Origin of the sequence: Hymenobacter plasmatis, assembly GCF_020711255.1 — a bacterium.
Lineage (GTDB): Bacteria > Bacteroidota > Bacteroidia > Cytophagales > Hymenobacteraceae > Hymenobacter.
In genome coordinates, this window is sequence record NZ_JAJFAW010000001.1 from 211,361 (window position 1) to 236,448 (window position 25,088).

The window sequence follows — 25,088 nt, forward strand, 5'->3', positions numbered from 1 at the left end:
ACTTTCCCTTATCAACGATGAACCATCTAGTTCAAATGGCCTTCACGCACCCCGTGCGGCGGGCGAGCCTTGCCCTTCTGCTGCTGGCCGGCGCCCTGCCGGCGCTGGCCCAAGATGCCAAGGATACCAAGGAACAACTCACGGTAGCCCTCAGCTCGCCCGGCAAGCCTGGTACGCTGGAAGTGGGCCTGGTCAATGGCTTTATTCACGTGACCGGCTACGGCGGCAAAGACGTGGTGATTGATGCCGCGGCCCGGCCCCGTAATTCGGGCCGGCACAGCGAGCGCAACGACGACGGCCCCGCCCCGGCCGGCATGAAGCGCCTGTCCAACGTGTCGGGCCTGAACCTGACGGCCGAGGAGAAGAACAACGTGGTTGAGATTTCGACCGAGTCGCACATGCGACCCGTAGACCTGACCATCAAGGTGCCCCAGAACTTCTCGCTCAAGCTGAGCACCGTCAACAACGGCGACATCATTGTGGAGAACGTGAACGGTGAGCTGGAAATCTCCAACGTAAATGGCCCCATTCAGCTCAACCAGGTTTCGGGTTCGGCCGTGGCCAACACCGTGAACGGCAACCTCACGGCCACCTTCAAAAGCGTGAAATCAGGGGCGCCCATGGCCTTCTCCACCCTCAACGGCAAGGTCGACGTCACGTTCCCGAGCAATGCCAAAGCCGCCCTCAAGATGAAGTCGGACCGCGGCAATGTGTACAGCGACTTTGAGGTGGCCGTGGACAAGAACACGCCCAAAGTGACCCGCACGTCGCAGAATGGCCTCTACCGCATCAGCACCGACGACTGGACCTACGGCAAAGTCAACGGCGGCGGCGCCGAGGTGATGCTGAAAACCATGAACGGCGACATTCTGCTGCGCAAAGCCAAATAAGCCCAGTCGTTTTTGCGCATGATGGAACGTCATGCCAAATGCAGCCGAAGCCTCTTTTCCGCGCCGCTTGTCATGCAGAGCGTAGCGAAGCATCCTCTCACCGCTGAACGAATCGTTCGAACGTGAGAAGATGCTTCCTACGTCAGCATGACAGGCGGCGCGGGAAAGAGGCTTCACTGCGTTCGGCATGACGTTTATTTTAGCTCAATACCGAGCTTGCGAAAAAAAGTTGAGCCACCGTGTAACGAATGGCCCAAAGCCCGGTACTCCTTTCAATCCACTCCAAATCCCCACCCGTGACCACCACGAGTACGAGCGACGAAGCACTGATGGCCGCTGTACGGGCCGATGACCTCGACCAGCTCGTGCCGCTATTCGAGCGGTACCACGGGCCCTTGTTCAATTACCTCACCCGCCTCACCAACGACCGCGAAACCAGCGAAGACCTCACCCAGACCGTGTTCGAGCGCATCCTCAAATACCGCAGCAGCTACCAGCCCACCCAGCCCTTCAAGGCCTGGGTGTACCAGATGGCCCGCAACGTGCACGCCGACTACTGGCAGCGCCGCGAGAAGCTGCGCGCCGCCGATGTAGACGTGGAGGAGGTGGAGCGCACCGGCGGCCTGCGCGGCGCGGCCGTCTCCCAAATGCGGGTGAGCACCTGCGCCGACGACCTGCACGAGGCCCTGGCGATGCTGCCCGCCCCGCAGCGCGAAATCCTGGTGCTGAACCGCTTCCAGGGCTTCGGCTACGAAGAAATCGGGCAGCTGCTGGGCTGCACCGCCGAAGCCGCCCGCGTGAAAGCCCACCGCGCCCTGCAGGCGCTGCGCAAAATCTATTTCGCCACCTAAGCCATGAAAACGCCCGAACTTTCTGCCTGCCACGAGCTAGAAGCGCTGCTGCCGGCCTACGTGGAGCACAGTCTGCCCGCTGCCGAGGCCGACCGCGTGGCGGCCCACTTGCCCACCTGCCCCGCCTGCCAGCTGCAGGTAACCCAGCTCCGCGCCCTCACCGACGACCTGGACGCGGCCCTGCCCGAGGTGCCCCGCACGGCCCTGCGCGCCAACTTTATGGCCATGCTGGAAGAGCAAAAAGCCTTGCTGCCCACCGCAGCGGCCAGCAGCGCCCCGGCCCCGGCTCAACCCGAAGCCAAGGTGGTGTCGATGTGGCCCACGGCGGTGGCCAATAACTGGATGCGCATTGCCGCCAGCATTGTCCTGATTGCTGCCGGCGTGTTCCTCGGGCGCCAGCTGCCCTGGGGGGGGCGGGCTAATGACAGCGTGGCTACCACTTCGGAAGCGGATAAGAACACCCGCTACGCCCTGGCCCAGGCCCTGGCCGGCGACAACGGCCGCACGGTTTCGGCCAGCGACCGGATTCGGCTGGTGACCAACTCCCCCAAAGAATCGGAGCCCGGCGACCCCACCGTGCAGGTGCTCATCAACACCCTCAATTTCGACCCCAATCCCAACGTGCGCCTGGCGGCCTGCGAAGCCTTGTACCGCCTCCGCGACGACCCCCGGGTGCGGGAGGGCCTGGCCAACTCCCTGCCCATCCAAACCGACCCCAACGTGCAAATCGCGCTGATTGACATGGTGGTTTCGATGCGCGTGCGCCGGGCTGTGCCCCAGCTCGAGCGCCTGGCCAAACGCCCCGATGCCCTGCCCGTGGTGCGGGCGCAGGCCGAAGCCGGCATCGGCAAACTGATTTAGTCTTCTCGTTTTCCTACTCTTTTCTCACCTGTTTTCTGCTCGCGGCGCCGGCCTCCGGTGCCGCGCCAGGACCTCACTTGCCTAACTTTTTTACCTCCATGAACAAGCTCATTATACTCGCAATGGCGGGCCTGCTGGCGGCCCAGGCCGGGCACGCCCAGGAATACCGCACCAAACTCGGCGGCAAAGACCGCAAAATTATCATCGACATGCAGGGCAGCGACGTGACGGTGGAAGGCATCGAGGGCAATGAGCTGGTGATAAAAGGCGACGGCTACGAGGAAGCGCCCAAGCGCGCTGAGGGCCTGCGCCCCATCTACAACTCGGCCGTGGACAACACCAAAATCGGCTTGGCCGTGACGCAGCAGGACAACACCGTGCACATTGTGCGGGCCTCGCGCAAAGACGCCAACTACACCATTCGGGTGCCGCGCAACTCCACCGTGCAGTACAACCAGACCAACTGGAACGGCGGCGACGTGGCCGTGCGCGACGTGACCGGCGACCTCGAAGTAAACGTGAAAAACGGCGATATCAAGCTCACCAACGTGACCGGTCCCGTGGTGGCCAACACCGTGAGCGGCGACGTGCAGGTGCGCTTTGCCCCGCTCCGCCAGGGACCCAGCTCCATTTCTACCGTGAGCGGCGATGTGGACGTGAGCATGCCTGCCAACACCAAGGCCACGCTAAAGCTGCGCTCGGTATCGGGCGAGGTCTACACTGATTTCGACCTGAACCTGGGCAAAGGCCAGGACACGAGCATGCGCCACGTAGGCGGCCAGGTAGTCGACGGCAGCATCAACGGCGGCGGCAACTCGGTGTCGCTCAAAACCGTGAGCGGCGACGTTTTCGTCCGCAAAGCCAAGTAGGAACGCGCTGTAAAAAACAGTCATGCCTCGGCTTCTTGTCATGCTGAGGCACGAAGCATCTTATCGCCGGTGAACGAGTCGTGCGAACGTGATAAGATGCTTCGCTGCGCTCTGCATGACAACAGATTGCCTTCAGCCTCCACTATCACTCAAAACCAGCCTTTCACCTCTCATTTTCTGCATCATGCGCCGCTTCCTATTCTTTCTGTTGCTGGTTATTGCCGCGAGCGGCGTCCAGCAGGCTACGGCCCAAAAAATCATCGAAAAAAGTGCTAACCTGGCGGCCGGCCAGCGGGTGTTTCTGAACCTGCGGCAGGCCAGCAACATCCACATCCGGGCCGGGGCCACCGGCAAAATGACCGTGAAGGCCTCCGTCAGCATCAACCAAAATAAGCTCAACGATGCCTTGCTGCTCACCCTGGAGCCGGCCGGCGATGAGCTCAAGCTGACCTCGGAGTTTGACAAGGAAATGCTGCGCAAAGCCGAGCCCGGCGACTGCCCCAATGGCGGCTCCTACTACGGCGATACGTACATCAACAACGGCAAAAACGGCAGCGCCCGCGACCGCGGCGGCCGCGTAGTGAACCAGGTGTGCGCCGTGATTGAGTACGACATCACCGTGCCCGCCGATGTGGCCCTGCACGTGAGTACGCTCAGCGGCAACATCGACATCGTGGGCCTCACCGGGGCCATCGAGGCCAAGTCCCTGAGCGGCTTCGTAGACGTGGCCTGGCCCGCCACCAAGGGCGCCGAGCTGGCTCTCAAAACCATCACTGGCGAGGTGTATACCGACCAGGACATTGCGTTTAGCTCAACCCCGCAGAAAAACCCCATGGTGGGCTACCAGCTGCGCGGCACCCTGAAGGGCAGCGGCCCGCTCGTCAAGCTCGAATCCATCAGCAACGACGTGTATTTCCGCAAGCGGAAGTAACCATTCCACAAGGCGGGAGTTTCCACGCAAAAGGGCGCCACACCGGCGGCCACCTGCACTCGTGTGTCCTGATGGTCAGCCTTTAAAGACGAGATTTCCCTGGATTTTTTTGGAATCATCCGAAGAGTTGGGCAACCGTTTGCGCCGTTTTGCATCTATATCAACCACACTTCTTTCTGCTATGACCGGCACCTTTTCTCTGCGCGTTTTCTTTCTGTTTATCGGGTTTCTTGGGCTGGCCTTGCCCAATGCCATGGCCCAAACCGCAGCCCCCGCGGCTGCTCCCACGGCCACGGCCGGGCCCAAGCGCCAGCTGGGCGCCGTGCGCATCAAAGAGGCCATGAAAATTGACGGCGTGCTCGACGAAGCGGCGTGGCAAACAGCCCCCGTTGCCACCAATTTTATTCAGCAGCGGCCCAACCCCGGCGTGCCCGAGAAGCTGGCCACCGAAGTGCGGGTGCTCTACGACGATGCCGCCATTTACGTGGGCGCTGTGATGCACGACCTTTCCCAGGATTCCATTCCGCGGGAGCTGACGGCGCGCGACAACACCGGCAACTCCGACTTCTTCGGCATTTTCCTCGATACGTACTTCGACCAGCTCAACGGCTACGCCTTCATCGTGACCAGCAGCGGCGTGCAGATGGATTCGCGCTACTCGCCGGCGGGCGGCGAAGATTTCAACTGGAATGCGGTGTGGGAAAGCAGCACCGCGCCGCGGGGCACCGATTGGGTGGCTGAGCTGCGCATTCCCTACTCCGCCATCCGTTTCAGCACGGCCGATGTGCAGCGCTGGGGCGTGAACTTCATGCGGCAGCGCAAGCGCGAAAACCAGCAGTTTTTCTGGAACGAAGTGAAGCCCCAGGTCGACGGCTTTGTGAACCAGTGGGGCGAGCTCACGGGCGTGCAGGGCGTGAAGCCACCGCTGCGCCTCTCGCTCACGCCCTACGTGTCGAGCTACGTGAACCACAACCCCTTGAACGCCGAAGGCACCAAGCGCACCACCACGAGCTTCAACGGCGGGGCCGACATCAAGTGGGGCATCAACGAAAGCTTCACGCTCGACGCTACGCTTGTGCCCGATTTTGGGCAGGTGCAGAGCGACAACCAGGTGCTCAACCTCTCCCCGTTTGAGGTGCAGTTCAATGAGAACCGGCAGTTTTTTACCGAAGGCACCGAGCTATTCAACAAAGGCAATCTGTTTTACTCGCGGCGGGTGGGCGCCACGCCCATTGGCTTCTACAACGTGGCGGCCGGCGCCCACGAGCGCATCGTGAGCAACCCCGCCGAGACCCGCTTGCTCAACGCCACCAAAATTTCGGGCCGCACCAGCAAGGGCCTCGGCATTGGCGTGTTCAATGCCCTGAGCAACGACGTGTACGCCACCCTCCGGAACGAGGAAACGGGGGAGAAGCGCGAGGTGCTCACACAGCCCTTTGCCAACTACAACATTGCGGTGCTCGACCAGAGCCTGAAGAACAATTCCTACGTTTCGCTCATCAACACCAACGTGACGCGGGCTGGCTCAACCTACGACGCCAACGTGACCGGCGCCCTGTTTCGCTTCGCCAACAAAAAGAACTCCTACGCCACCGAGGGCCGCGTGGTGTATTCCAACCGCCGGGGCATGGCGTTCGGCACGGGCAAGGAGGTCTCGGACCGCGACGGCTATAAGTATCAGGTGGGCGTGAGCAAAATCAGCGGCAATTTCACCTGGTACTACAACCACGGCATTGAGTCGAACACCTACAACCCCAACGACCTGGGCATCTTGTTCGGCAACAACAACATCACCAACTCGCTGGATTTGGTGTACCGCAAATACAAGCCGTTCTGGAAGGTCAACAACTTCGCCATTTTCTCCAACATCAGCCACTCGCTCCTGTACAAGCCCACGCTGTACCAGGCGCTCAATTTTTACCTCGGCGCAAACACCACCTTCACCAAAAGCTTCAATCAAATCGGCTTCGACCTGAACGTGGACCCCGTAACCCACGACTTCTACGAGCCGCGCACCTTTCCGCTGGGCGACTACTACGTGCGCGTGCCCGGCAACGCCCGCCTCGTGGTGTTCCTGAATTCCGACTCGCGCAAGAAGTTTTCCTACGGCTGGAATGTCGGGGCGCAGCACTACGGCCTCGACGACCGGCTGCCCCGGCCGCGCCGCACGGGCTACAGCTTTGGCGCCTACCCGCGCTACCGCGTAAACGACCACCTTTCCTTCCGCTACAGCATCGACTGGAGCCTGCGCGTGAACCAAATCGGCTACGTAAACGGCGGTATGGACGCCAACGAAGTGCTTGACCAGCCATTTCTGGGCCAGATTATCCTGGGCCGCCGCAACGTGGCCACCGTGTCCAACGTCGTGTCAACGGCCTACACCTTCACCAACCGCATGTCGTTTACGCTGCGCCTGCGCCACTACACCAGCAACGTGCACTACAACGATTTCTCCCAGTTGAGCCACAACGGCGACGAGCAGCTGGTGAACTACCAGCGCAACCGCGACAACACCTACAACGCCTTCAACGTGGATGCCGTGTATTCGTGGTGGTTTGCGCCGGGTTCGCAACTCAGCGTGGTGTGGAAAAATGCCGGCTCAACTTATCTGCAAGCCGAAGAGGCCACGCCCCTATACTTCGATAATTTCAACAACACCATCAACACGCCGCACAACAACTCGGTGTCGGTGAAGGTGCTCTATTATCTCGACTACCTTGCCCTTAGGCGCAGCAAGGTGCCCCACTAGGTTGTTGTTTTACGCTTTTTTTGCTGACTATGAAATCGTTCGTCACCGTTTGCTGCGCCTTGCTGCTGTTCGGCAAGCTACCTCGGGCCGGGGCCCAGACTATCACGCCTCGGGAGCACACCAGCGAGGTGGCCAGTGCTTTCTTTAAAGAAAAACACAAGGTCAAGGACAAGAAAGGGACGCATACCGAGGTGCACGTCAGTATGAGCAGCCAGCCTTGGGTGGCCGCTCCTGCTGCTTATGCCGGAACGTATGAGGTGGAAGGCAGCGCGTTCAAACTTACGGTCGAAGCTCTTTCTTCTGGCCACTTAGGCCTTGCCGGTGTCGTTCCGGATGCTAACGGAGCTGGCTCCGCACGTCCGGTCAAGTTCAGCGATGTACGAGTGCAGGACGGATGGCTCACCGCCACCAAAACCGATGAATCGGGCGTTGCCCAGCCGTTCACGGCGGCGTTCCTGCTGCAGTCGCGCAATGGAGTGGTAAGCCAGGGCCTTGGCACCAAGCTGCCCCAGCCGCTGGAATGGCAAGGCTTGGTACTGAACAAGCTGTTTTATCAAAAGCAGAAATAGCTGCTGCGGATTAACATAGATGCCCTACTACCGCAGTTACCTCGACTACCTCACGCTGCGCAAGAAATAGCCGCCGGCGCCCCGTAAAGGCGCGGCCTTCAGAAAAACCGCCCTGCTGGGCGGGGTCGAAGCATCTCCCCACGAGCATCATGTTTGGTTGGTGAGTACGCTCCTTCGCTGCAACGAAGCGGGTGGGATGCTTCAACCCCGTTCGGTGGGGCGCTTTTATTGTCCAGGTTGCGGAATTGTCCGTCCTTTGCACGGACCCTTTAACCATTCGCGCGGTATGCCGGCAACCAGTGCCCTAGAACTTCGAACCGTGGCCGTGACGCGCTACGTGACGCCGTTGCGCGAAGGCGGCTCCCTGCCCGCCTTGGTGGAAGCCGACGACGGCTTTCTCTACGTGCTCAAGTTTCGGGGAGCAGGGCAGGGGGTGAAGGCCCTCATCGCCGAGCTAATTGTGGGCGAGTTGGCCCGGGTGCTGGGCCTGCGCGTGCCCGAGCTGGTGTTTTGTGAGCTCGACGAAGCCTTCGGCCGCACCGAGCCCGACGAGGAAATCCAGGATTTGCTGCGCGCCAGCACCGGCCGCAACCTGGCCTTGCACTTCCTCTCCGGCGCCATCACCTACGATGCCCTGGTCACCACCATCGACCCGCGCCTAGCGTCGCAAATCGTGTGGCTCGACAGCCTGACGCTGAACGTGGACCGCACCGCCCGCAACACCAACATGCTGATGTGGCACAAGGAGCTGTGGCTAATTGACCACGGCGCGGCCCTCTACGTGCACCACGCCGGCCCCGACTGGGCCCAGCCGCGTCCGCGCCCATTTCCGCAGATTAAGGCCCACGTGCTGCTGCCCCAGGCCAGCGAGCTGGCCGCAGTAGATGCCGAGAGCCGTGCCTTGCTCACGCCCGCGCGCATTCGGGCCATCGTGGCGCTGGTGCCCGATGAATGGCTGGCCCACGACGAGGCCTCGGCCGAGGAGCAGCGCGCCGACTACGTCCGCTTCTTGGAAACCCGCCTGGCGGCATCAGAAACCTTTGTTCAGGAAGCCCAAGATGCCCGACAAGCACTTATTTGAGTACGCCGTGCTGCGCGTAGTGCCCCGCGTAGAGCGCGAAGAGTTTCTCAACGTCGGCGTTATCGTGTACTGCCGGTCCCTGGGCTTTCTGCAAACCCGGCACGAGCTTCCAGAAGCCCGCCTGCGCGCCTTCGCAGACGGCCTGGACCTGGATGAGCTCAACGCCCGCCTGCACGCCTTCGAGCGCATTTGCCAAGGCCGCACCACCGGGGGCACCATCGGCCAGTTTCCCATTGCCGAGCGTTTTCGCTGGCTCACGGCCACGCGCAGCACCATCGTGCAAACCTCGCCCGTGCACCCCGGCCTCTGCACCGATGCCGCCGAAACCCTAACGCGGCTATTCGCCCAGTTGGTGCAATAGGGCATTCGGCTAGCGGTTGTGAGGGCTGCTGGCATGCGTGCCCTTTGGGTTGGGTTATTTTCGCTGGATGTTTCCACCCACTGAGCTCCCCGACACCTCCGCAGGCCGCATGATTTACTTGGCTAAGCAAAAGAATTGGGCGCTGTGGTGCCTGCGTGTAGCCTGCCTGGCCGGGTTGCTGGCCGGCAGCCCAGCGGCGTTTGGCTTGGCCACGCCACCCGTGCTGCGCAAAGACTTGAAAAAGGACTTTGGGGCGGTTGGCGACGGCAAAACCAACGACCAGGCTGCCTTTGAGAAAGCCGCTGCCTTTTTCAACGGCCGCGCGCAAACGCCCGCCGGCGCCACCGGCTCGGCCGAGCTCCGCATACCGAAAGGTGTGTACCTGGTGGGCCGCCAGGACAGCGCCGGTAAAGGCGCCGACCTGCTACGCCTGGTGGGTTGCCGCAACCTCACGGTGGTCGGCGACGACAGCGCCACCACCGAGATTCGCTACGCCCAGGGTTTGCGCTACGGCTCCTTCGACCCCGTTTCCCGAAAGCCCTACGAAGCACCTTCCGCTTACTTTGTTGACCATAACTACTCGGCCACCGGGGGCACCTGCGTGGTGCTGCAGGGCTGCGACAATATTTCCATTCGCAACTTAAACCTGAACGGCAGCAGTTCCAGCCTCGTGGTGGGCGGCCACTGGGGCGATACGGGCATTCAACTACCCGCCGATGGCATTTTTGTGAGCGACTCGCGCAACATTAAGTTGAGCCAACTGGCGCTGCACCACTTCGGGCGCGATGGCATTCAGGTACTGAACCACTTGGCCAAAAGCATCGACGACCCCAACCGCGAAGGCATCGTACTCGAAAACTCCACCTGTAACTACAACGGGCGGCAAGGCCTCTCCCTCACGGGCGTAAACGGCTTTCGGGCCGTAAACTGCAGCTTCAGCCACACCGGCCGCATTGTGCCGGCTTCTACCGGCAAACCGCTGTTCTCCAACCCCGGCGCTGGGGTCGATGTGGAGCCTCAGGATGGGTTCGTAACCAATGTGAGCCTGGAGAACTGCCGTTTCGTAGACAATGCCGGCCAAGCCATTGTGTCGGACTGGGTAGACGAGAGCCACCCCTCCGGTACCAAAAACATTGTGGTATCCGGTGGCTTGCTGTGGGGCATCACCAATTGGTCGGCCTGGATTACGCAGAAAGGGTTTTTGTTTCGGAACTGCCGCATCTATGGGGCCTTTGTGCACGGCTGCCACGCGGCTACCGCCGCCGATGCCACTCGGTTCGTGGGCTGCACGTTCGAGGACCGGCCGTATCGTGGGCAAGCCGCCTACGGGCCGTTTACGCTGCACTCTGACTCGCATGCCACCCGCATGAGCTTTACCGAGTGCCGTTTCGTGGGTACCCACAATTACCTGATTCACGCCATCCCGGCGGCGATGGATACCGCCAGCCTGTTCCATTTTCGAAGCTGTTCTTTTCTCTACGATTATGCCCAGCCTCCCCAGGGCTCCTACGATAAAATTCTGGGGGCCGTGTTCAGCGGCACTACCGTTTTTCAGGATGGCCCCCACCGCACTAGTCGCCACCGCACCGACTTCATGCTCGGCAACGGCGGCGCCACCGGTACCGCGGTGTTGCGAGCCCCCGGCAGCCTTCAGTTCTTGGCCCGAAACTCGTATTACCTGGTGCTGGGCGGCTTGGAAATTGGGCGCAGCCCAGCCCGAACTCGTGATGCCGCCGAGGTAGTAGTAGGTGACGGCAATGCGTTGGTAATTAACGAATCGCCGGGGAAGGTGCCGGAATTGTACATCGGTCCCACTTCGCGCTTGACCGTGAAAAAGGGTGGCTCGCTGGAAATTCTGCGTCACACCAAAGTGACCATCGCTGGCCAATTAATTGTGGAAGACGGGGCATATTTCTTCTGCGACCCGCTAACCAAAATAGCCGCCACCGGCAAAGGGCAGCTGCGTGTAGGACCCAAGGTCATCAAAACCAAGCACCCCACGCTTCGCTCCACCTACTACTAAGCTGAGCAGCGCTAATAGAGCCTCACTTATGCTACTTGCTGGGTGCGCTTTCTAAAATACTTCTCTATGCGGCCAATGCCTCCTTGGTGAGTCGGAATTGTGCAGCATCGGAGGATAAGTCAGAGGCCCGGGGTCCAGCTGAAACTAACGTTTCGGCTGGACCCCAGGCCTCATAGAGCTTTGATTAAGCTAAAAGAACAGCACCTGCAGCCGTTATTAGGCTGCTTTGGGCTATTGAGCCGGCGCCGGCTGGCTGGTATTCCAGATATCCTGGTGAAGCTTCCACTGGCCTTCCTGCTCCTTCCAGACCACCACGTATTTGCCCTGGTCCAGCTGCGTGTCTTGTGGCCCATACAGGGTGTAGTTGCCGAGCTCAATGGCGGTGTCGGTCAGCTGTTCTACTTCCCGGGTGTGCAGCTTCACCCGTTTGATGCCCATCTCCATGGCACCCTGCCAGAAGGCCTGGATGCCGGCTGGGCCCTCGATGGGCTCCATGCCGGTGGGGAGCAGCACGCCGTTGGGGGTGTACAGGCTGGCGACAGCGGCCGCGTCGCCTCGTTCAAAGTTGGCCTCAAAGGTGGCGTTGGCACGCCGGATTTCGTCGCTGATGCTGGTGGCTAAAGTGGGCATGAAGAGAATGGTTAAGGGTGAAGTTGTTTTTGCAATGTATGACTAATTTATATAATTAAAAACGACAATGTCTAAAAGTGCGGCTGCACTTATCATTCCTATTTCACCAATAGCCCAGAACCTTTCGAAGCTTAGCCCGACCTAAAAAGAAAAACCCCGCCTGCGAGCCGCAAACGGGGTTTTGAAGTGGAGATGCAGGGATTCGAACCCTGGTCCAGACAAGGAAATCGACGTGCTTTCTACGTGCGTATCTATGCTTGGATTTTCATGGCGGTACAGGCGCATATCAGGCCTTTGCACCGCCCCTAGCTGCAGTTGGGTTTCGCCCCCGAGTCACAGTTCCTCGAAGGCTATTTTCTACTTACGACGCTCCGAACTCCCAGGTGTAGAAACTTACCCAGGCGGAACGATGGCAATTACCTAATTCTGAACTAGGCAGCCATGGCGTACGAATAGTCGCCAGTTGTTGTTTGATAGATTTTTTGACAGGAGAGCTTCCATCAACTCCTGGCACGCTTACCCGCAATTTGCGCAAGCTGTCAATTCCGGTCATCCCCAAATGGTAAAGAACGAGTCCCGCAATGGTCTTTACAGCCCAAGCGGGCCGCGAAGGTACGCGGTGAATAGGAAACGATGGGGGAGGAGGGAAGGTTTCCGCTAATGTGGAGGTTTAAATAGGTAGAGGAGTAAAGGATTTATCCTCAAAAGAACGTCATGCAGAGCGCAGCGAAGTATCTTGCCCGCTTCGTTGCAAGCACTGAATTAGTTACGCAGGCAAGATGCTTCGCTGCGCTCTGCATCACGTTCTGATGTAAGCAAAACCGCTTCCAAAGCCGCCCTTTTTTGGGTAACTTTGTCAACAGAACTTATGGATAATTTCGTCGTTTCGGCCCGCAAGTACCGTCCTTCCACGTTTCGCAGCGTGGTGGGGCAGCAGCACGTCACCACCACGCTGCAGAACGCCATTCAGAGCCAGCACCTGGCCCAGGCGTTCCTGTTTTGCGGCCCGCGCGGGGTGGGCAAAACCACCTGCGCCCGCATCCTGGCCAAGACGATAAACTGCACCAACCTCTCGGCCGAAACCGAGGCGTGCGGCACTTGTGCGTCCTGCGTGGCTTTCCAGGAAAACGCCTCGTTCAACGTGCACGAGCTGGATGCAGCTTCCAACAACTCAGTGGAAGACATTCGCTCGCTGGTAGAGCAGGTGCGCTACGCCCCGCAGGCCGGCAAGTACAAAATCTATATCATCGACGAGGTGCACATGCTCTCGAACGCGGCCTTCAACGCCTTTCTCAAGACGCTGGAGGAGCCGCCGAGCTACGCCATTTTCATCCTCGCCACCACCGAGCGGCACAAGATTATCCCCACCATCCTGTCGCGCTGCCAGATTTTTGACTTCAGCCGCATCAAGGTGGAGGACATGCGCAGCCACTTGCGCTACGTGGCCACCCAGGAAGGCATCACGGCCGAAGACGACGCCCTGCACCTACTGGCCCAGAAGGCCGACGGTGGCCTGCGCGACGCCCTGTCGATGTTTGACCAGATGGTGACCTTCGGCGGCAACAACCTCACCTACAAAGAGGTAGTGCAAAACCTGCACATCCTCGATTACGACTATTATTTCCGGCTGATTGACAGCCTGCTGACCGAAAACCTCTCGGCCGCGCTGCTGCTGCTCGATGAGGTGATGCAGAACGGCTTCGACCTGCACAACTTCGTGGTGGGCACGGCCGAGCACCTGCGCGGCCTGCTCGTGTGCAAAGACGCCGTGACGGTGCAGCTGCTGGAAGTGTCCGACGGCATCAAGCAGAAGTACGTGGAGCAGGCCCAGGCCGCGCCGCTGGCCTTCCTGCTCTCGGCCCTGAACCTTATCAGCCAGTGCGACCGGGAATTCAAGCAAGCCAAAAACCAGCGGCTGCACGTGGAGCTGGCCTTGATGAAGCTGGCGTACCTAAACGGGGCCGTGCAGTTTGTCCGGGACTTGACTCCTTCCTCCAACGGCGAGGCTAAAAAAAAAACTAGTAGCCTAAACGGCTCAACCGAAGCGCCTAGCCCGGCACCTGCCGCCAGCGGCAACGGCAATGGCCAAGCTCAATACGCGCCCATTGCCACGCCAGCGGCCATCACTCCGGCGGTTGTAGTTGCGGAGCCACCGGCGGCTTCGTTTTCTGAGTTTGAGGCGATGCCCGCCGGGCGCGTTGCGCCGCCCGCCGACGGCCCCGAGCCGCTGCCCGTGGATAACGGCGTGGAAGAACTGCACGACACGCCCAGTATTGAGGTTGAGCCAGCCCCGGCCATCACCGAGCGCCACCAGATGCGTGATACGCTGCCGCACGTCGAAATCGGCGTGCCCAGCTTTGAAGGCATTGAGCCAACGCCGCGCCCCACGCCCGCGGCGGCCTTTGCCAAAATCCCCAGCCTGGCCAGCAAGATGCCCAGCCTGAAGGACCTGAGCAGCAAGAAAGCTGCCGGACCGGCCGCCGCCTCGGTGGTGGCCGAGCCGCAGTTTACCAGCGGTCCGGTGGCGCCCATCGACCCCGCGTTGCTGCAGCGCGTGTGGCAGGAACTGGCCGAAGAGCGCCGCGCCCAGGACCGCATGAGCGAATTCTGGGTCCTTAACCGCCCGGTGACCGCCAACGCCGAGCACATGATTGAGCTGAGCGTGGACAACCCCATTCAGGTGGACCAGTTCAACGACATGCGGGTGGAGTTTCTGGCGGAGCTGCGCCGCCGCACGGGCCACCCACGCCTCACGGTGCAGCCCGTGGTGGCTACTGCTGCGCCCACGGCCCGCAAGCTCTACACGGCCACCGACAAGTTTGAGTACCTGGCCGAGCGGTTCCCCGCCCTGCGCGAGGCCAAGCAGCGGTTGGGGTTAGAAGCTGACTTCTAAGGCTGGTTATCCTGATTATAGGCAAAGGCTAGTTATAGCTGCCGCTGCTAAGCATCAGGAGGGGTCTGCTGTGATATAATCTAATCGGCTGTCATGCAGAGCGCAGCGAAGCATCTTATCAGGTGGGCACGACTCGTCCAGCGGCGATAAGATGCTTCGCTGCGCTCTGCATGACAGACGTGAAGAGGGTGCGCATTTTAGAGCCGCTTTGCAGGAGGCCCCCTCGGTCTGACTAGCATTTCAAGAGCCCGTAACTCAGCCCAATTTTACCGCAAACGTTTGGGGAGAATTCTGAGCTGAATAGAGTGAGGAGCTTCAGGACAGAGCAAACTGGCAAGTTAGCTGAAAAATTCGTTTTTTATTCCCCTATCAGCCAGCTACCTTTGTTTTTTGAATCCTTTCGGCTACCGTTCCGCGCCCTTCGTGAAAAACAACTTTTTGCTGCTGTTTCCGGCCTTGGCGGCGCTAGGTCTTGCTACACAGTGCCAATCGAGCAAGCCAGCTACTACTGCTTCGGCAGCCAATGTTGCATCAGCTGCTGCGCCTGCTGCCCCGAAGGAATACCGCTACGAGACGGTGCCCGGCGACCCGCTGCAAGTTCGTATCTATAAGCTGGATAACGGCCTGACGGTTTACCTGTCTGATTACAAAGACGCCCCGCGCATCCAGACCTACGTGGCCGTGCGCGCCGGCTCCAAAAACGACCCCGCCACCGCCACCGGCCTGGCCCACTACCTCGAGCACATGGTGTTCAAGGGTACCTCCAAATTGGGCACGCAGGACTGGGCCAAGGAGAAAGTTGAGCTGGATAAAATCGAGGCGCTCTACGAGGTGTACCGCGGCCAGCGCAACGACCCCGCCGCCCGCAAGCGCACCTACCACCAGATTGACTCGATTTCGGGTGTGGCTGCGCGCTACGCCGTGCCCAACGAGTACGACAAGGTGATGGGCGCCATCGGGGCCAAGGGCTCCAACGCGCACACTTCCAACGAGGAAACGGTGTACCAGGAAGACATCCCGAGCAACCAGCTTGAGAAGTGGGCCGCCATTCAGGCCGAGCGCCTGCATGAAATGGTACCACGCTTGTTCCACACGGAGCTGGAAGCCGTGTATGAGGAGAAAAACCGCGGCCTGGATACCGATGGTTGGAAGCAGCGCGAAGTATTGGACGCGGCGCTATACCCCACGCATCCTTACGGTACGCAGACGACCATTGGCACGATTGAGCACCTGCAAAATCCGTCCATCACCGAAATCAAGAAGTACTTCACACAGTATTACGTGCCAAGCAACGTGGCTCTGTGCCTGAGCGGCGACTTGGACTACGACCAGACTATTCGGCTGATTGATAAAAGCTTCGGCTCGTTGCCTGGCAAGCCGGCCCCGGCGTTTACGCCGCCGGTCGAAAAGCCCATCACTGCGCCCATCAACCTCGAGGTGCTGGGGCCACAGGCCGAGAACGTGGTTGTGGGCTTCCGGCTGCCCGGTAAAGCCACGCGCGATGCTTTGCGCCTGAAGATGCTCGATGCCATTCTAAGCAATGGCCAAGCCGGCCTGATGGACCTCGACCTGAACCAGCAGCAAAAGGTATTGCAAGCCTATTCCTCGTTTGAGCCCATGGTCGATTATTCGACCCATACCCTGCAAGGGGCTCCCCGCCAAGGGCAGAAGCTGGAAGAAGTGAAAGCGCTGATGCTGGCCGAGTTGGATAAGGTGAAGCAAGGCAACTTCCCCGATTGGTTGATTCCAGCCATCATCAACAACGACAAACTGGACCGGACCAAGCGTTACGAAAGCAACGAAGCCCGCGCCAGCGCCATGTACGAAGCGTTTATCGAGCGCGTCGACTGGAAAGATTACCTCAAGCAGCAAGACGATTTCGCAACCATTACCAAGGCGGAAGTGGTGAAGTTCGCCAACGACAATTACGGCCAGAACTACGTAACCGTGTTCAAACGGAACGGCGTGGACCCCAATAAGGTAAAGGTGGTAAAGCCCGCCATCACGCCCGTGCCGGCCAACCGCGACGCGGCTTCGGCCTACTACAAGCAGCTCACGGCCATGCCGAGCTCGGAACTGCAGCCGGTATTCGTCGATTACAAAAAGGATATTCAGCAGACGGAAATTCAGCCCGGCCTGCCGCTGTACTACACGCACAATGCCGAAAACGGGTTGTTCAACTTATCCTACGTTGTTGAGTTGGGTACCAACAATGACCCCCGCTGGGGCCTGGCCGCTGACTACCTGCAGTACCTCGGCGCTGGCAAGTATTCGGCGGAGCAGCTGCAGCAGGAGTTCTACAAATTGGGCTGTTCCTTCAACGTAACCAGTGGGTCTGACCGGATTTCCATGACCTTGAACGGTCTCGATGGCAACCTGCAACCGGCCTTGCAACTCTTTGAACAACTCCTAAATGCGCCTAAGCCCGATGCCGCGGCCCTGAAAAACATGGTGGCCGGCATCTTGAAATCACGGCAAGATGCCAAGCTGAGCAAGCAGGTGATTTTGAATGCGGCGATGGTGAACTACGTGAAGTATGGTCCAAAAAACCCGTTCACAAACATTCTTAGCGAGAAAGAACTGAAGGCCCTGAAGCCGGAGCAGCTCACGGCGCTTATTAAAAAACTGCCTACTTATCAGCACCGCGTGCTGTACTACGGGCCACGAAAAATCACTGGCGAGCCGGACAGCGTTATCTCTAGCAAGCACTATGATGGTACAGCTGAAGAGGTATTTTATGGCGAAGCGCTTACTAGCATACTAAAAGCCGAGCACCGCACGCCCGCCAAGCTCACCCCCGTGCCGGCTGCCAAAGACTTTGCTGAGCAACCCCTGAAAGACAAGAAAGTCTATTGGGTCGACTACAATATGGTGCAGGCCGAAATCCTGTTCCTGACGAAGGGCGACTTGTATAGCAAGGACTTGGTGCCCACCGTCGCGCTCTACAACGAGTATTTCGGGGGTGGCATGGGCAGCATCGTATTTCAGGACTTGCGCGAAAGCAAGGCGCTGGCTTATTCGGCCTATTCCGGTTATTCCAATGCCAACAAGCTGGGCCGCTCCAACTACAACATGAGCTACATCGGCACGCAGAGCGACAAGCTGCCCGAGGCCATGGCCGGCATGGAAGCCCTGCTCACCGACATGCCCGTGGCCGAAGCCAACCTGGAAATTGCCAAAAATGCCATTCGCAACAGCATCAGCACCGAACGCATTACCAAAGGCAACGTACTGTTGAGCTACGAGCGGGCCCGCCGCCTGGGCCTCGACTACGACCTGCGCCGCGACGTGTACGCCAGCACGCAGAAAATGACTTTCGATGAATTAAAGAAGTTTCAACAGGCCAAGATTAAAGGCCAGAACCAGGTGATTCTGGTGATTGGCTCGAAGGACCGGCTCAATTTCAAGGAGCTGGCCAAGTACGGAACGGTACAGCAGCTCACGCTGAAGGAAATCTTCGGGTATTAGCCAATACCGCCAACGGGGGACCTCGCCCCTCTAGCCCCCCTCTCCCCAAGAGAGGGGGGGACTAGTTTCTAGCCATGCTGAAAAGTGGGCTGAAACCGGTTCTCAGGTTAGAAATTAAACCGGAAAATAGTCTACCCGATTCCTCGGAACGGGGGCTATGGGGTGAGGATTCCCCGCTAGAATCTAATTAAACAAACGAACACGCCTAACACACGACCCCACATGGCAGAGCAAAAAATCACCATTAAAAACGGCAAGCTGAACGTACCGGACAAACCCACCATTCCCTTCATCGAGGGCGACGGTACCGGTCCGGACATCTGGCATGCTTCCAAGCTTGTGTTCGACGCGGCGGTTGAGAAGGCTTACGGGGGCAAGCGGCAGCTCGTGTGGAAAGAAGTGCTGGCTGGTGAGAAGTCCTACAAGCAGACCGGCAACTGGCTGCCCAACGAAACCCTCGACGCATTCCGTGAATACCTGGTGGGCATCAAGGGCCCGCTGACGACGCCCGTGGGCGGCGGCATCCGCTCGCTGAACGTGGCCCTGCGCCAGGAACTGGACCTGTACGCCTGCGTGCGCCCCGTGCGCTACTACGACGGCGTGCCCTCGCCGGTGAAGCACCCGGAGCTGACCGACATGGTCATCTTCCGCGAGAACACCGAGGACATCTACGCCGGCATCGAGTACATGAACGGCACGCCGCAGGCCCAAAAAATGCTGGAATTCCTGCAGGACGAAATGGGCGTGAAGAAAATCCGTTTCCCCGAGTCGTCCTCGTTCGGCATCAAGCCGGTGAGCAAGGAAGGCACCGAGCGCCTCGTGCGTGCCGCCATCAACTACGCGCTGGCCAACAAGAAGCCGTCGGTGACCATCGTGCACAAGGGCAACATCATGAAGTTCACCGAGGGTGCCTTCAAGACCTGGGGCTACGAGCTGGCTGAGAAGGAATTTGGTAGCAAGGTGTTCACTTGGGCGCAGTACGATAAAATCGTGGCCAAGCAGGGTGTTGCCGTGGCCGACGCCCTGCAAAAGCAGGCCGTGGAGCAGGGCAAGCTCATCATCAAGGACAGCATTGCTGATGCTTTCCTGCAGCAGATTCTGTTGCGCCCCGCCGAGTACTCGGTAGTGGCTACGCTGAACCTGAACGGCGACTACATCTCCGACGCGCTGGCGGCTATCGTGGGCGGCATCGGCATCGCGCCCGGTGCCAACATCAACTACGTAACCGGCCACGCCATCTTTGAAGCTACCCACGGCACCGCGCCCAAGTACGCCAACCAGGACAAGGTGAACCCCGGTTCGGTAATCCTCTCCGGCGTAATGATGCTCGAGCACATGGGCTGGAAAGAAGCCGCTGCCCTCATCAACAAAGGCCTCGAAGCCGCCATCGCCAAGAAGCACGTGACCTACGACTTTGAACGCCAGATGGAAGGCGCTACGCTGCTCAAAACGAGCGAGTTCGGCCAGGAAGTTGTGAACAATATGTAGTAGCTTGGCAGCTGCCTAAGCAACAATAGAAACCCCCGCGTCTGCTTTGGCTGGCGCGGGGGTTTTGTTTTAAAATTTGACAGAAAGGCTTATTTAATTATTTTAGCGTCATGCTCTTGCCGCTCAAAATCGGGCGATTCTGTTCAACTGCTTTTCTTCGCCCATGCGTGTCAACGACAAAGGGTTCTGGTTGCTTGTGCTAGTGGCGGTTTGCTTAATAACTAGCGCTTGGCTTCCGGCTCACTACAAGCTCCTATTTGTTCAGGAAACCGGTAACGTTGGGCACAGCCAGACAACGAACGTGGTCCTAATTCTGATGTTGTTTACGCGGTGGCGGTACGCTCTCACGCTCACTATGTTTGTCAGCGGCCTCAGGTTTTTGTTTGGATGCGGTGTGCTGTGGTCTGCATGGAAATATGGAGGTCCACTGTTGGGCTACAGCTTGACAACGCTGCTGCATTTAATTGTGCTGAAAGTGCTGAATGACTCTACTTCCATAGAAGTGTTTTTGAAGCAGCATCCCGCTGATAACCTAGGCAAGCAGCAAATTTGAAGCAACACACGCGAGCCTGGGTTTTGGCACAATTTCCCCAAATGACGCGCGTTACGCGGCGCTAAACTCGCGCCAATACAAGCGGCCGGTATACTCTTACCTCCCGCCGCGCTTCAAATCCCGGAACACGTTATTCAACCCTTCAGCCCAAGTTGGGTGGGCGAAAATCATTTCCTGTAGCTGCTGATACTTAAGCCGCCCGGCCATGGCTACTTCGAGGATGGCCATGATTTCGCCGGCTTCGGAGCCGAGCAGGGTGGCGCCCAGCAGCCGGTCGTCGTTGCCGACGAGTACTTTCCAGAAGCCGCGTGTTTCGCTGGTGTGCTGGGCGCGGCCTATTGCGCGCACCGGCATGGTGGCCACGCGGTAGGGCACGTTCTGTTCCTGGGCCTGGCCTTCGCTCAGGCCAATACGGGCCATGGGCGGGTCGGTAAACACCACGTAGGGGAGGGGCCGCTGGCGGGCCGAGCGTTTGCGGCCGTGCAGCAGGGCGTCGCGCACGATGCGGTAGTCGTCGTAGGCGAGGTGCGTGAACTGCGGGCCGGGGTGAATGTCGCCCAGGGCGTACACGCCGCGCACGTTCGTTTGCAGGTTGTTATTGACCAGGATGTAGCCTTGCTCGTCGGTTTTGATGCCCGCATAGCCCAAGCCCAGCTTGTCCGAATTGGGCTGGCGGCCGGTGGCTACCAGCAAATGGGTGCCGCGCAGGCGCCGCTCGCCCTGGCTGGTATGGGCCGAGAGGGTGAGCTGGCCATCGGCGCCGCGGCTCACGCGGTGGGCGTGCGCGCCCATCACAAACTCGATGCCTTCCTGGCTCAAGACCTCCTGCAGGCCGCGGCAGGCGTCGTCGTCTTCGTGCTCAAGCAGCCGCATTCCTGCTTCCACTACGGTAACTCGGCTGCCGAAACGGCGAAACATCTGGCTGAACTCCAGCCCAATGTAGCCCCCGCCCAGAATGAGCAGGTGCTCGGGCAGTTCCTGAAGGTCGAGCAGCTCGGTGGTGGTGAGGTAGCCGGCCTCGGCCAGCCCTTCCAAGTTGGGCACAGCGGGGCGCGTGCCGGCATTGATAAAAACGAGCGGGGCCGTGAGGTCCTGGGCAGTGCCGTCGGCCAGGGCCACGTGCAGGGTGCGCGGCCCGGTGAAGGCGGCGTGGCCACCGAGCACGGTGATGTTGTCGTGCTTCCTGGTCAGGTTGGCCCGGGTGCCGTTGCGCATGGCGCGCACCACCACGTCTTTGCGGGCCACCGCTGCGGCCATGTCCACCCGAAGGCTGGCGGCATTGGGCACCTTCGGGGCCGCTACGGTGGCAGCAGTGCGGAGCTGGTGCAGGCGCTCGGCGGTGGCAATGAGCGTTTTGGTGGGCGCGCAGCCATAGTTTATGCAGGAGCCGCCCAGGTGGTTTTCTTCGATGAGCACCACGCGGCGGCCGGCATCGGCCAGGGCCGTGGCCAGTGGGTTGCCAGCTTGGCCAGAACCGATGATAATGGCGTCGAAAGCAGTAGCGGACATGAGCACGGCGATAGGTGAATCTCCTAGCTTACATACGGTTCGGCTTGCCTGCGTGGCTAGCCCACTACCAAAATGAGCGGTAATGTCCGGTTTAAACACGAAATTGCGGTATCAGGCGTTGGCTTGCCTATTCTTTACCTATCCCTATTCTATGAAGCACCTGTTGCGCCTTACCCTATTACCTGTCCTCTCGGGCCTCACAGGATGTGCTTCGCTCTACTTTCCGCCGCCGCCGCATGCGCCGCTGCTCACGCACGAAGGCGAGTTCTACGGCGCGGTGAGCACCAACCAGCACAATAACTACGCCATGCAGGGCGCCTACGCCCTCACCAACCACTTGGGCGTGGCCGGCACGTTTTCGTCGCTGCACCGCAACAAGTCGGCTAAAACCGAGAACATTGATTTTGGCGAAGTAAGCCTGGGCTACTTCACGCGCTTGCCCGATAAGCGCGTGCTGGAGGTGTACGTGGGCGGCGGCGGCGGCAGCACCGAGCGCATCGAGCGCGACAACGACCAGGTGACCACCAAAAAGCTGAATGGCAGTCTCTCCAAGGTATTTGCCCAGGTGAATTACGCCCGCAAAAAGAACGACAACCTGCACCTGTTCAAGCACGACTTCCCGCTGACGTATGGCGCTGCGCTGCGTATGAGCTATATGCAGCTCAACGACTTCCACATCAACGACCAGCTGGCTCCGGGCGAAAACAACCTGTTTTTTGAGCCCATCACCTTCACCCGCGTGCAGATAGGCGGCCCCGTGCAATTGCAGCTAATCAGCGGCCAGATTTTCGGCTTCCGTAGCAACAAGTACCTCAAGGCCGCCAACTCGGTTTTCCAAGTGGGCATTGTGGTGAACCTGGGCGGCGACAGCTCGGGGGACAACTAGCCCACAGCTTGAAAACAACCTGATTGGCCATGTAGAGACGCGACACTTCGCGTCTCGGCATCAACGCCGTTATAGAATCGTTCAACTGTCATCGCTCAACGCCGAGACGCGAAGTGTCGCGTCTCTACAAAGGGCAGGTGTAAAAACCACTGAGCGTACCGCACAAAATTGAATAAAAAAGCCCCGGCGTTGGCCGGGGCTTTTTTATTCAATTTTGTGCGGTTGAGCTAACTACGCTACCACAGCCGCTTCCTTGCCGCTCAATACGCGCAGCATGGTTTCTCCGATTTCGGCTGGCGAATCCACCACGTGGATGCCGCACTCGCGCATGATGGCCATTTTAGCGGCAGCCGTGTCGTCGGCACCGCCTACGATGGCACCGGCGTGGCCCATGCGACGGCCGGGAGGTGCAGTCTGGCCGGCGATGAAGCCTACTACGGGCTTCATATTGCCGGTGTCCTTAATCCAGCGGGCGGCTTCGGCTTCCATGCCGCCGCCGATTTCGCCAATCATAACGATGCCCTCGGTTTCGGGGTCGTTCATCAGCATTTCAATGGCCTGCTTGGTGGTGGTCCCGATGATGGGGTCGCCGCCGATGCCGATGGCCGTGGTCTGGCCCAGGCCGGCTTTGGTGAGCTGGTCTACGGCCTCGTAGGTGAGGGTACCCGACTTGCTGACGATGCCGATTTTGCCTTTCTGGAAGATAAAGCCGGGCATGATGCCCACTTTGCACTCGCCGGCGGTCATTACGCCGGGGCAGTTTGGCCCAACCATCGTGATGCCCTGCCGGTCTTTCAGGTAGTGCTTCACGGCAATCATGTCCTTGGTGGGGATGCCTTCGGTGATGGTGATGATGACGCGGATGCCGGCATCGGCCGCTTCCATGATTGCGTCGGCGGCGAAAGCCGGGGGCACGAAAATGATGCTGGTGTCGGCGCCGGCTTTTTCCACGGCTTCGGCCACGGTGTTGAACACGGGACGGCCCAGGTGCTCGGTGCCGCCTTTGCCGGGCGTTACGCCGCCCACCACGTTGGTGCCGTAGTCCATCATCTGCTGGGCATGGAACGAGCCTTCGGAGCCAGTGAAGCCCTGCACGATAACCTTGGAATCTTTATTGACCAGAACGCTCATTCGTAGGTGATTTTGGGAAAATTAATGGAGGAGGGGGCGGTGGCCCGGTTGGGCAACAGCGCTGCAAAAGTAGGGCTTTTTGGGGGCGCGGCAAGGCGCTTTGTTCAATAACCAACCGCTTGGCGTCCTGAGCGCAGTAGAGGACCTTATCGGAGTAGAACAGTTGGCTGCAATTCAATTGGCGTAAGCGCGGTAAAGGGCTTCGCTGCGCGCAGGATGAAAGGCGGCACCCCGCCCCGCCGTCGAAATTCCTACCTTTGTGCCTTCACCCGAAAACTCCCCCACCCAACCTTTTTCAATGTATTTCAACCACGTTATCGAGGCCGTTGGCCACACGCCCCTCGTCAAGCTCAACAAGGTCACCGACGGCATCAAAGGCACCATCCTGGCCAAAGTAGAGTATTTCAACCCCGGCAATTCGGTGAAGGACCGCATGGCCATCCGCATGATTGAGGACGCCGAGAAAGCCGGCCTGCTGAAGCCGGGCGGCACCATCATCGAGGGTACCAGCGGCAATACCGGCATGGGCCTGGCCCTGGCCGCCATTGCCAAAGGCTACAAGACCGTGTTTGTGATGAGCGACAAGCAGAGCAAGGAAAAGCAGGACATCCTGCGCGCCGTGGGTGCCGAGGTGGTGGTGTGCCCCGTAGACGTGGCCCCCGACGACCCGCGCAGCTACTACTCGGTGGCCCGCCGTCTCAACCAGGAAACGCCCAATTCTTTCTACCCCAACCAGTACGACAACCTCTCGAACACCGCCGCCCACTACGAGGGCACCGGCCCCGAGCTGTGGGCCCAAACCGAAGGCAAAATCACGCATTTCGCGTGCGGCGTGGGCACCGGCGGCACCATCTGCGGCACGGCCAAATACCTGAAGGAGCAGAACCCCGCCGTGGTTTCCATCGGCCTCGACACCTACGGCTCGGTATTTAAGAAGTACAAGGAAACGGGTGTTTTCGACGAAAACGAAATCTACCCTTATAAAACCGAAGGCATCGGCGAAGACATTCTGCCCAAGAACGTCGACTTCGACCTGATTGACTTATTCATCAAGGTGACCGACCAGGACGCGGCCGTGATGACGCGCCGCCTGGCCAAAGAAGAAGGCCTGTTTGTGGGCTGGTCGTGCGGCTCGGCCGTGTACGGCGCCCTGGAATATGCCCGCGAACACCTCACCGAGGACGACACCATGGTAATCATCCTGCCCGACCACGGCACCCGCTACCTCGGCAAAATCTACAACGACGACTGGATGCGCGCCCAGGGCTGGTTGTAATTAATGTGGGCTATTGCCGGAATGCGCCGGGGCTGGTATCTTCGTGGAAGCTAGAAATCAAACATTATA

At 59.6% G+C, this 25,088-nt stretch carries 17 protein-coding genes, 1 other RNA gene and 1 pseudogene; 15 read left to right on the top strand and 4 right to left on the bottom strand.

Annotation, left to right across the window (positions count from 1 at the left end):
* Positions 1-17 precede the first annotated feature (17 nt).
* The 10 genes from LJ738_RS00915 to LJ738_RS00960 all read left to right on the top strand — a co-directional run bounded on the left by LJ738_RS00915 (position 18) and on the right by LJ738_RS00960 (position 11,185).
* Complete coding sequence (locus LJ738_RS00915) at positions 18-890, top strand: DUF4097 family beta strand repeat-containing protein (protein ID WP_227784446.1); 873 nt, start codon at positions 18-20, stop codon at positions 888-890.
* A 296-nt stretch (positions 891-1,186) separates the two neighbouring features.
* Positions 1,187-1,741 carry an RNA polymerase sigma factor gene (locus LJ738_RS00920; protein WP_068188567.1) on the top strand — a complete coding sequence of 185 codons (555 nt, stop codon included), beginning with the start codon at positions 1,187-1,189 and terminating at the stop codon, positions 1,739-1,741.
* Between the two features lie 3 nt (positions 1,742-1,744).
* Entirely contained in the window at positions 1,745-2,602 is an 858-nt protein-coding gene (locus LJ738_RS00925) for a HEAT repeat domain-containing protein (protein ID WP_227784447.1), read from the top strand.
* A gap of 98 nt (positions 2,603-2,700) precedes the next feature.
* Positions 2,701-3,471 carry a DUF4097 family beta strand repeat-containing protein gene (locus tag LJ738_RS00930; protein WP_227784448.1) on the top strand — a complete coding sequence of 257 codons (771 nt, stop codon included), beginning with the start codon at positions 2,701-2,703 and terminating at the stop codon, positions 3,469-3,471.
* 184 nt (positions 3,472-3,655) lie between these two features.
* On the top strand, positions 3,656-4,402 hold the full coding sequence (locus LJ738_RS00935) for a DUF4097 family beta strand repeat-containing protein (protein ID WP_227784449.1): 747 nt from the start codon (positions 3,656-3,658) through the stop codon (positions 4,400-4,402).
* Positions 4,403-4,583: 181 nt separating this feature from the next.
* Complete coding sequence (locus tag LJ738_RS00940) at positions 4,584-7,151, top strand: DUF5916 domain-containing protein (RefSeq protein ID WP_227784450.1); 2,568 nt, start codon at positions 4,584-4,586, stop codon at positions 7,149-7,151.
* 29 nt (positions 7,152-7,180) lie between these two features.
* The gene (locus LJ738_RS00945; protein WP_227784451.1) at positions 7,181-7,720 is read left to right on the top strand and encodes a hypothetical protein; all 540 of its coding nucleotides are present in this window, start codon (positions 7,181-7,183) and stop codon (positions 7,718-7,720) included.
* A gap of 286 nt (positions 7,721-8,006) precedes the next feature.
* On the top strand, positions 8,007-8,801 hold the full coding sequence (locus tag LJ738_RS00950; RefSeq protein ID WP_227784452.1) for a HipA family kinase: 795 nt from the start codon (positions 8,007-8,009) through the stop codon (positions 8,799-8,801).
* Positions 8,779-9,162 carry a DUF3037 domain-containing protein gene (locus LJ738_RS00955; RefSeq protein WP_227784453.1) on the top strand — a complete coding sequence of 128 codons (384 nt, stop codon included), beginning with the start codon at positions 8,779-8,781 and terminating at the stop codon, positions 9,160-9,162. Before LJ738_RS00950 ends, LJ738_RS00955 begins: the two co-directional genes overlap by 23 nt.
* Positions 9,163-9,229: 67 nt before the next feature.
* Positions 9,230-11,185, top strand: a complete 1,956-nt coding sequence (locus LJ738_RS00960; protein ID WP_227784454.1) for a right-handed parallel beta-helix repeat-containing protein — start codon at positions 9,230-9,232, stop codon at positions 11,183-11,185.
* Between the two features lie 231 nt (positions 11,186-11,416).
* On the opposite strand, the gene LJ738_RS00965 is transcribed toward LJ738_RS00960, so the two are convergent.
* Together LJ738_RS00965 and ssrA are read right to left on the bottom strand one after the other, a co-directional pair.
* Positions 11,417-11,815: a YybH family protein gene (locus LJ738_RS00965; protein WP_227784455.1), complete on the bottom strand. Its 399-nt coding sequence runs from the start codon at positions 11,813-11,815 to the stop codon at positions 11,417-11,419.
* Positions 11,816-11,999: 184 nt separating this feature from the next.
* Positions 12,000-12,372, bottom strand: a transfer-messenger RNA (tmRNA) gene (gene ssrA / locus LJ738_RS00970).
* A gap of 311 nt (positions 12,373-12,683) precedes the next feature.
* Here ssrA and LJ738_RS00975 point away from each other — a divergent pair.
* From LJ738_RS00975 to icd, 3 genes are all read left to right on the top strand, one after another.
* Positions 12,684-14,708, top strand: coding sequence for a DNA polymerase III subunit gamma/tau (locus LJ738_RS00975; RefSeq protein ID WP_227784456.1), 2,025 nt, complete (start codon positions 12,684-12,686; stop codon positions 14,706-14,708).
* 390 nt (positions 14,709-15,098) lie between these two features.
* Positions 15,099-18,176 carry a M16 family metallopeptidase gene (locus tag LJ738_RS00980; protein ID WP_227784457.1) on the top strand — a complete coding sequence of 1,026 codons (3,078 nt, stop codon included), beginning with the start codon at positions 15,099-15,101 and terminating at the stop codon, positions 18,174-18,176.
* Between the two features lie 222 nt (positions 18,177-18,398).
* Positions 18,399-19,664 carry an NADP-dependent isocitrate dehydrogenase gene (gene icd, locus LJ738_RS00985; RefSeq protein WP_227784458.1) on the top strand — a complete coding sequence of 422 codons (1,266 nt, stop codon included), beginning with the start codon at positions 18,399-18,401 and terminating at the stop codon, positions 19,662-19,664.
* A gap of 649 nt (positions 19,665-20,313) precedes the next feature.
* Here icd and LJ738_RS00990 read toward each other — a convergent pair.
* The gene (locus tag LJ738_RS00990) at positions 20,314-21,726 is read right to left on the bottom strand and encodes a mercuric reductase (protein WP_227784459.1); all 1,413 of its coding nucleotides are present in this window, start codon (positions 21,724-21,726) and stop codon (positions 20,314-20,316) included.
* Positions 21,727-21,877: 151 nt separating this feature from the next.
* Between LJ738_RS00990 and LJ738_RS00995 the strand changes: the two genes are divergently transcribed.
* Positions 21,878-22,612, top strand: coding sequence for a hypothetical protein (locus tag LJ738_RS00995; protein WP_227784460.1), 735 nt, complete (start codon positions 21,878-21,880; stop codon positions 22,610-22,612).
* Between the two features lie 231 nt (positions 22,613-22,843).
* On the opposite strand, the gene sucD is transcribed toward LJ738_RS00995, so the two are convergent.
* On the bottom strand, positions 22,844-23,743 hold the full coding sequence (sucD, locus tag LJ738_RS01000; RefSeq protein WP_227784461.1) for a succinate--CoA ligase subunit alpha: 900 nt from the start codon (positions 23,741-23,743) through the stop codon (positions 22,844-22,846).
* A gap of 298 nt (positions 23,744-24,041) precedes the next feature.
* Here sucD and LJ738_RS01005 point away from each other — a divergent pair.
* Positions 24,042-25,016: pseudogene (locus tag LJ738_RS01005) on the top strand (PLP-dependent cysteine synthase family protein); the annotation flags it as partial.
* Between the last annotated feature and the right edge of the window lie 72 nt (positions 25,017-25,088).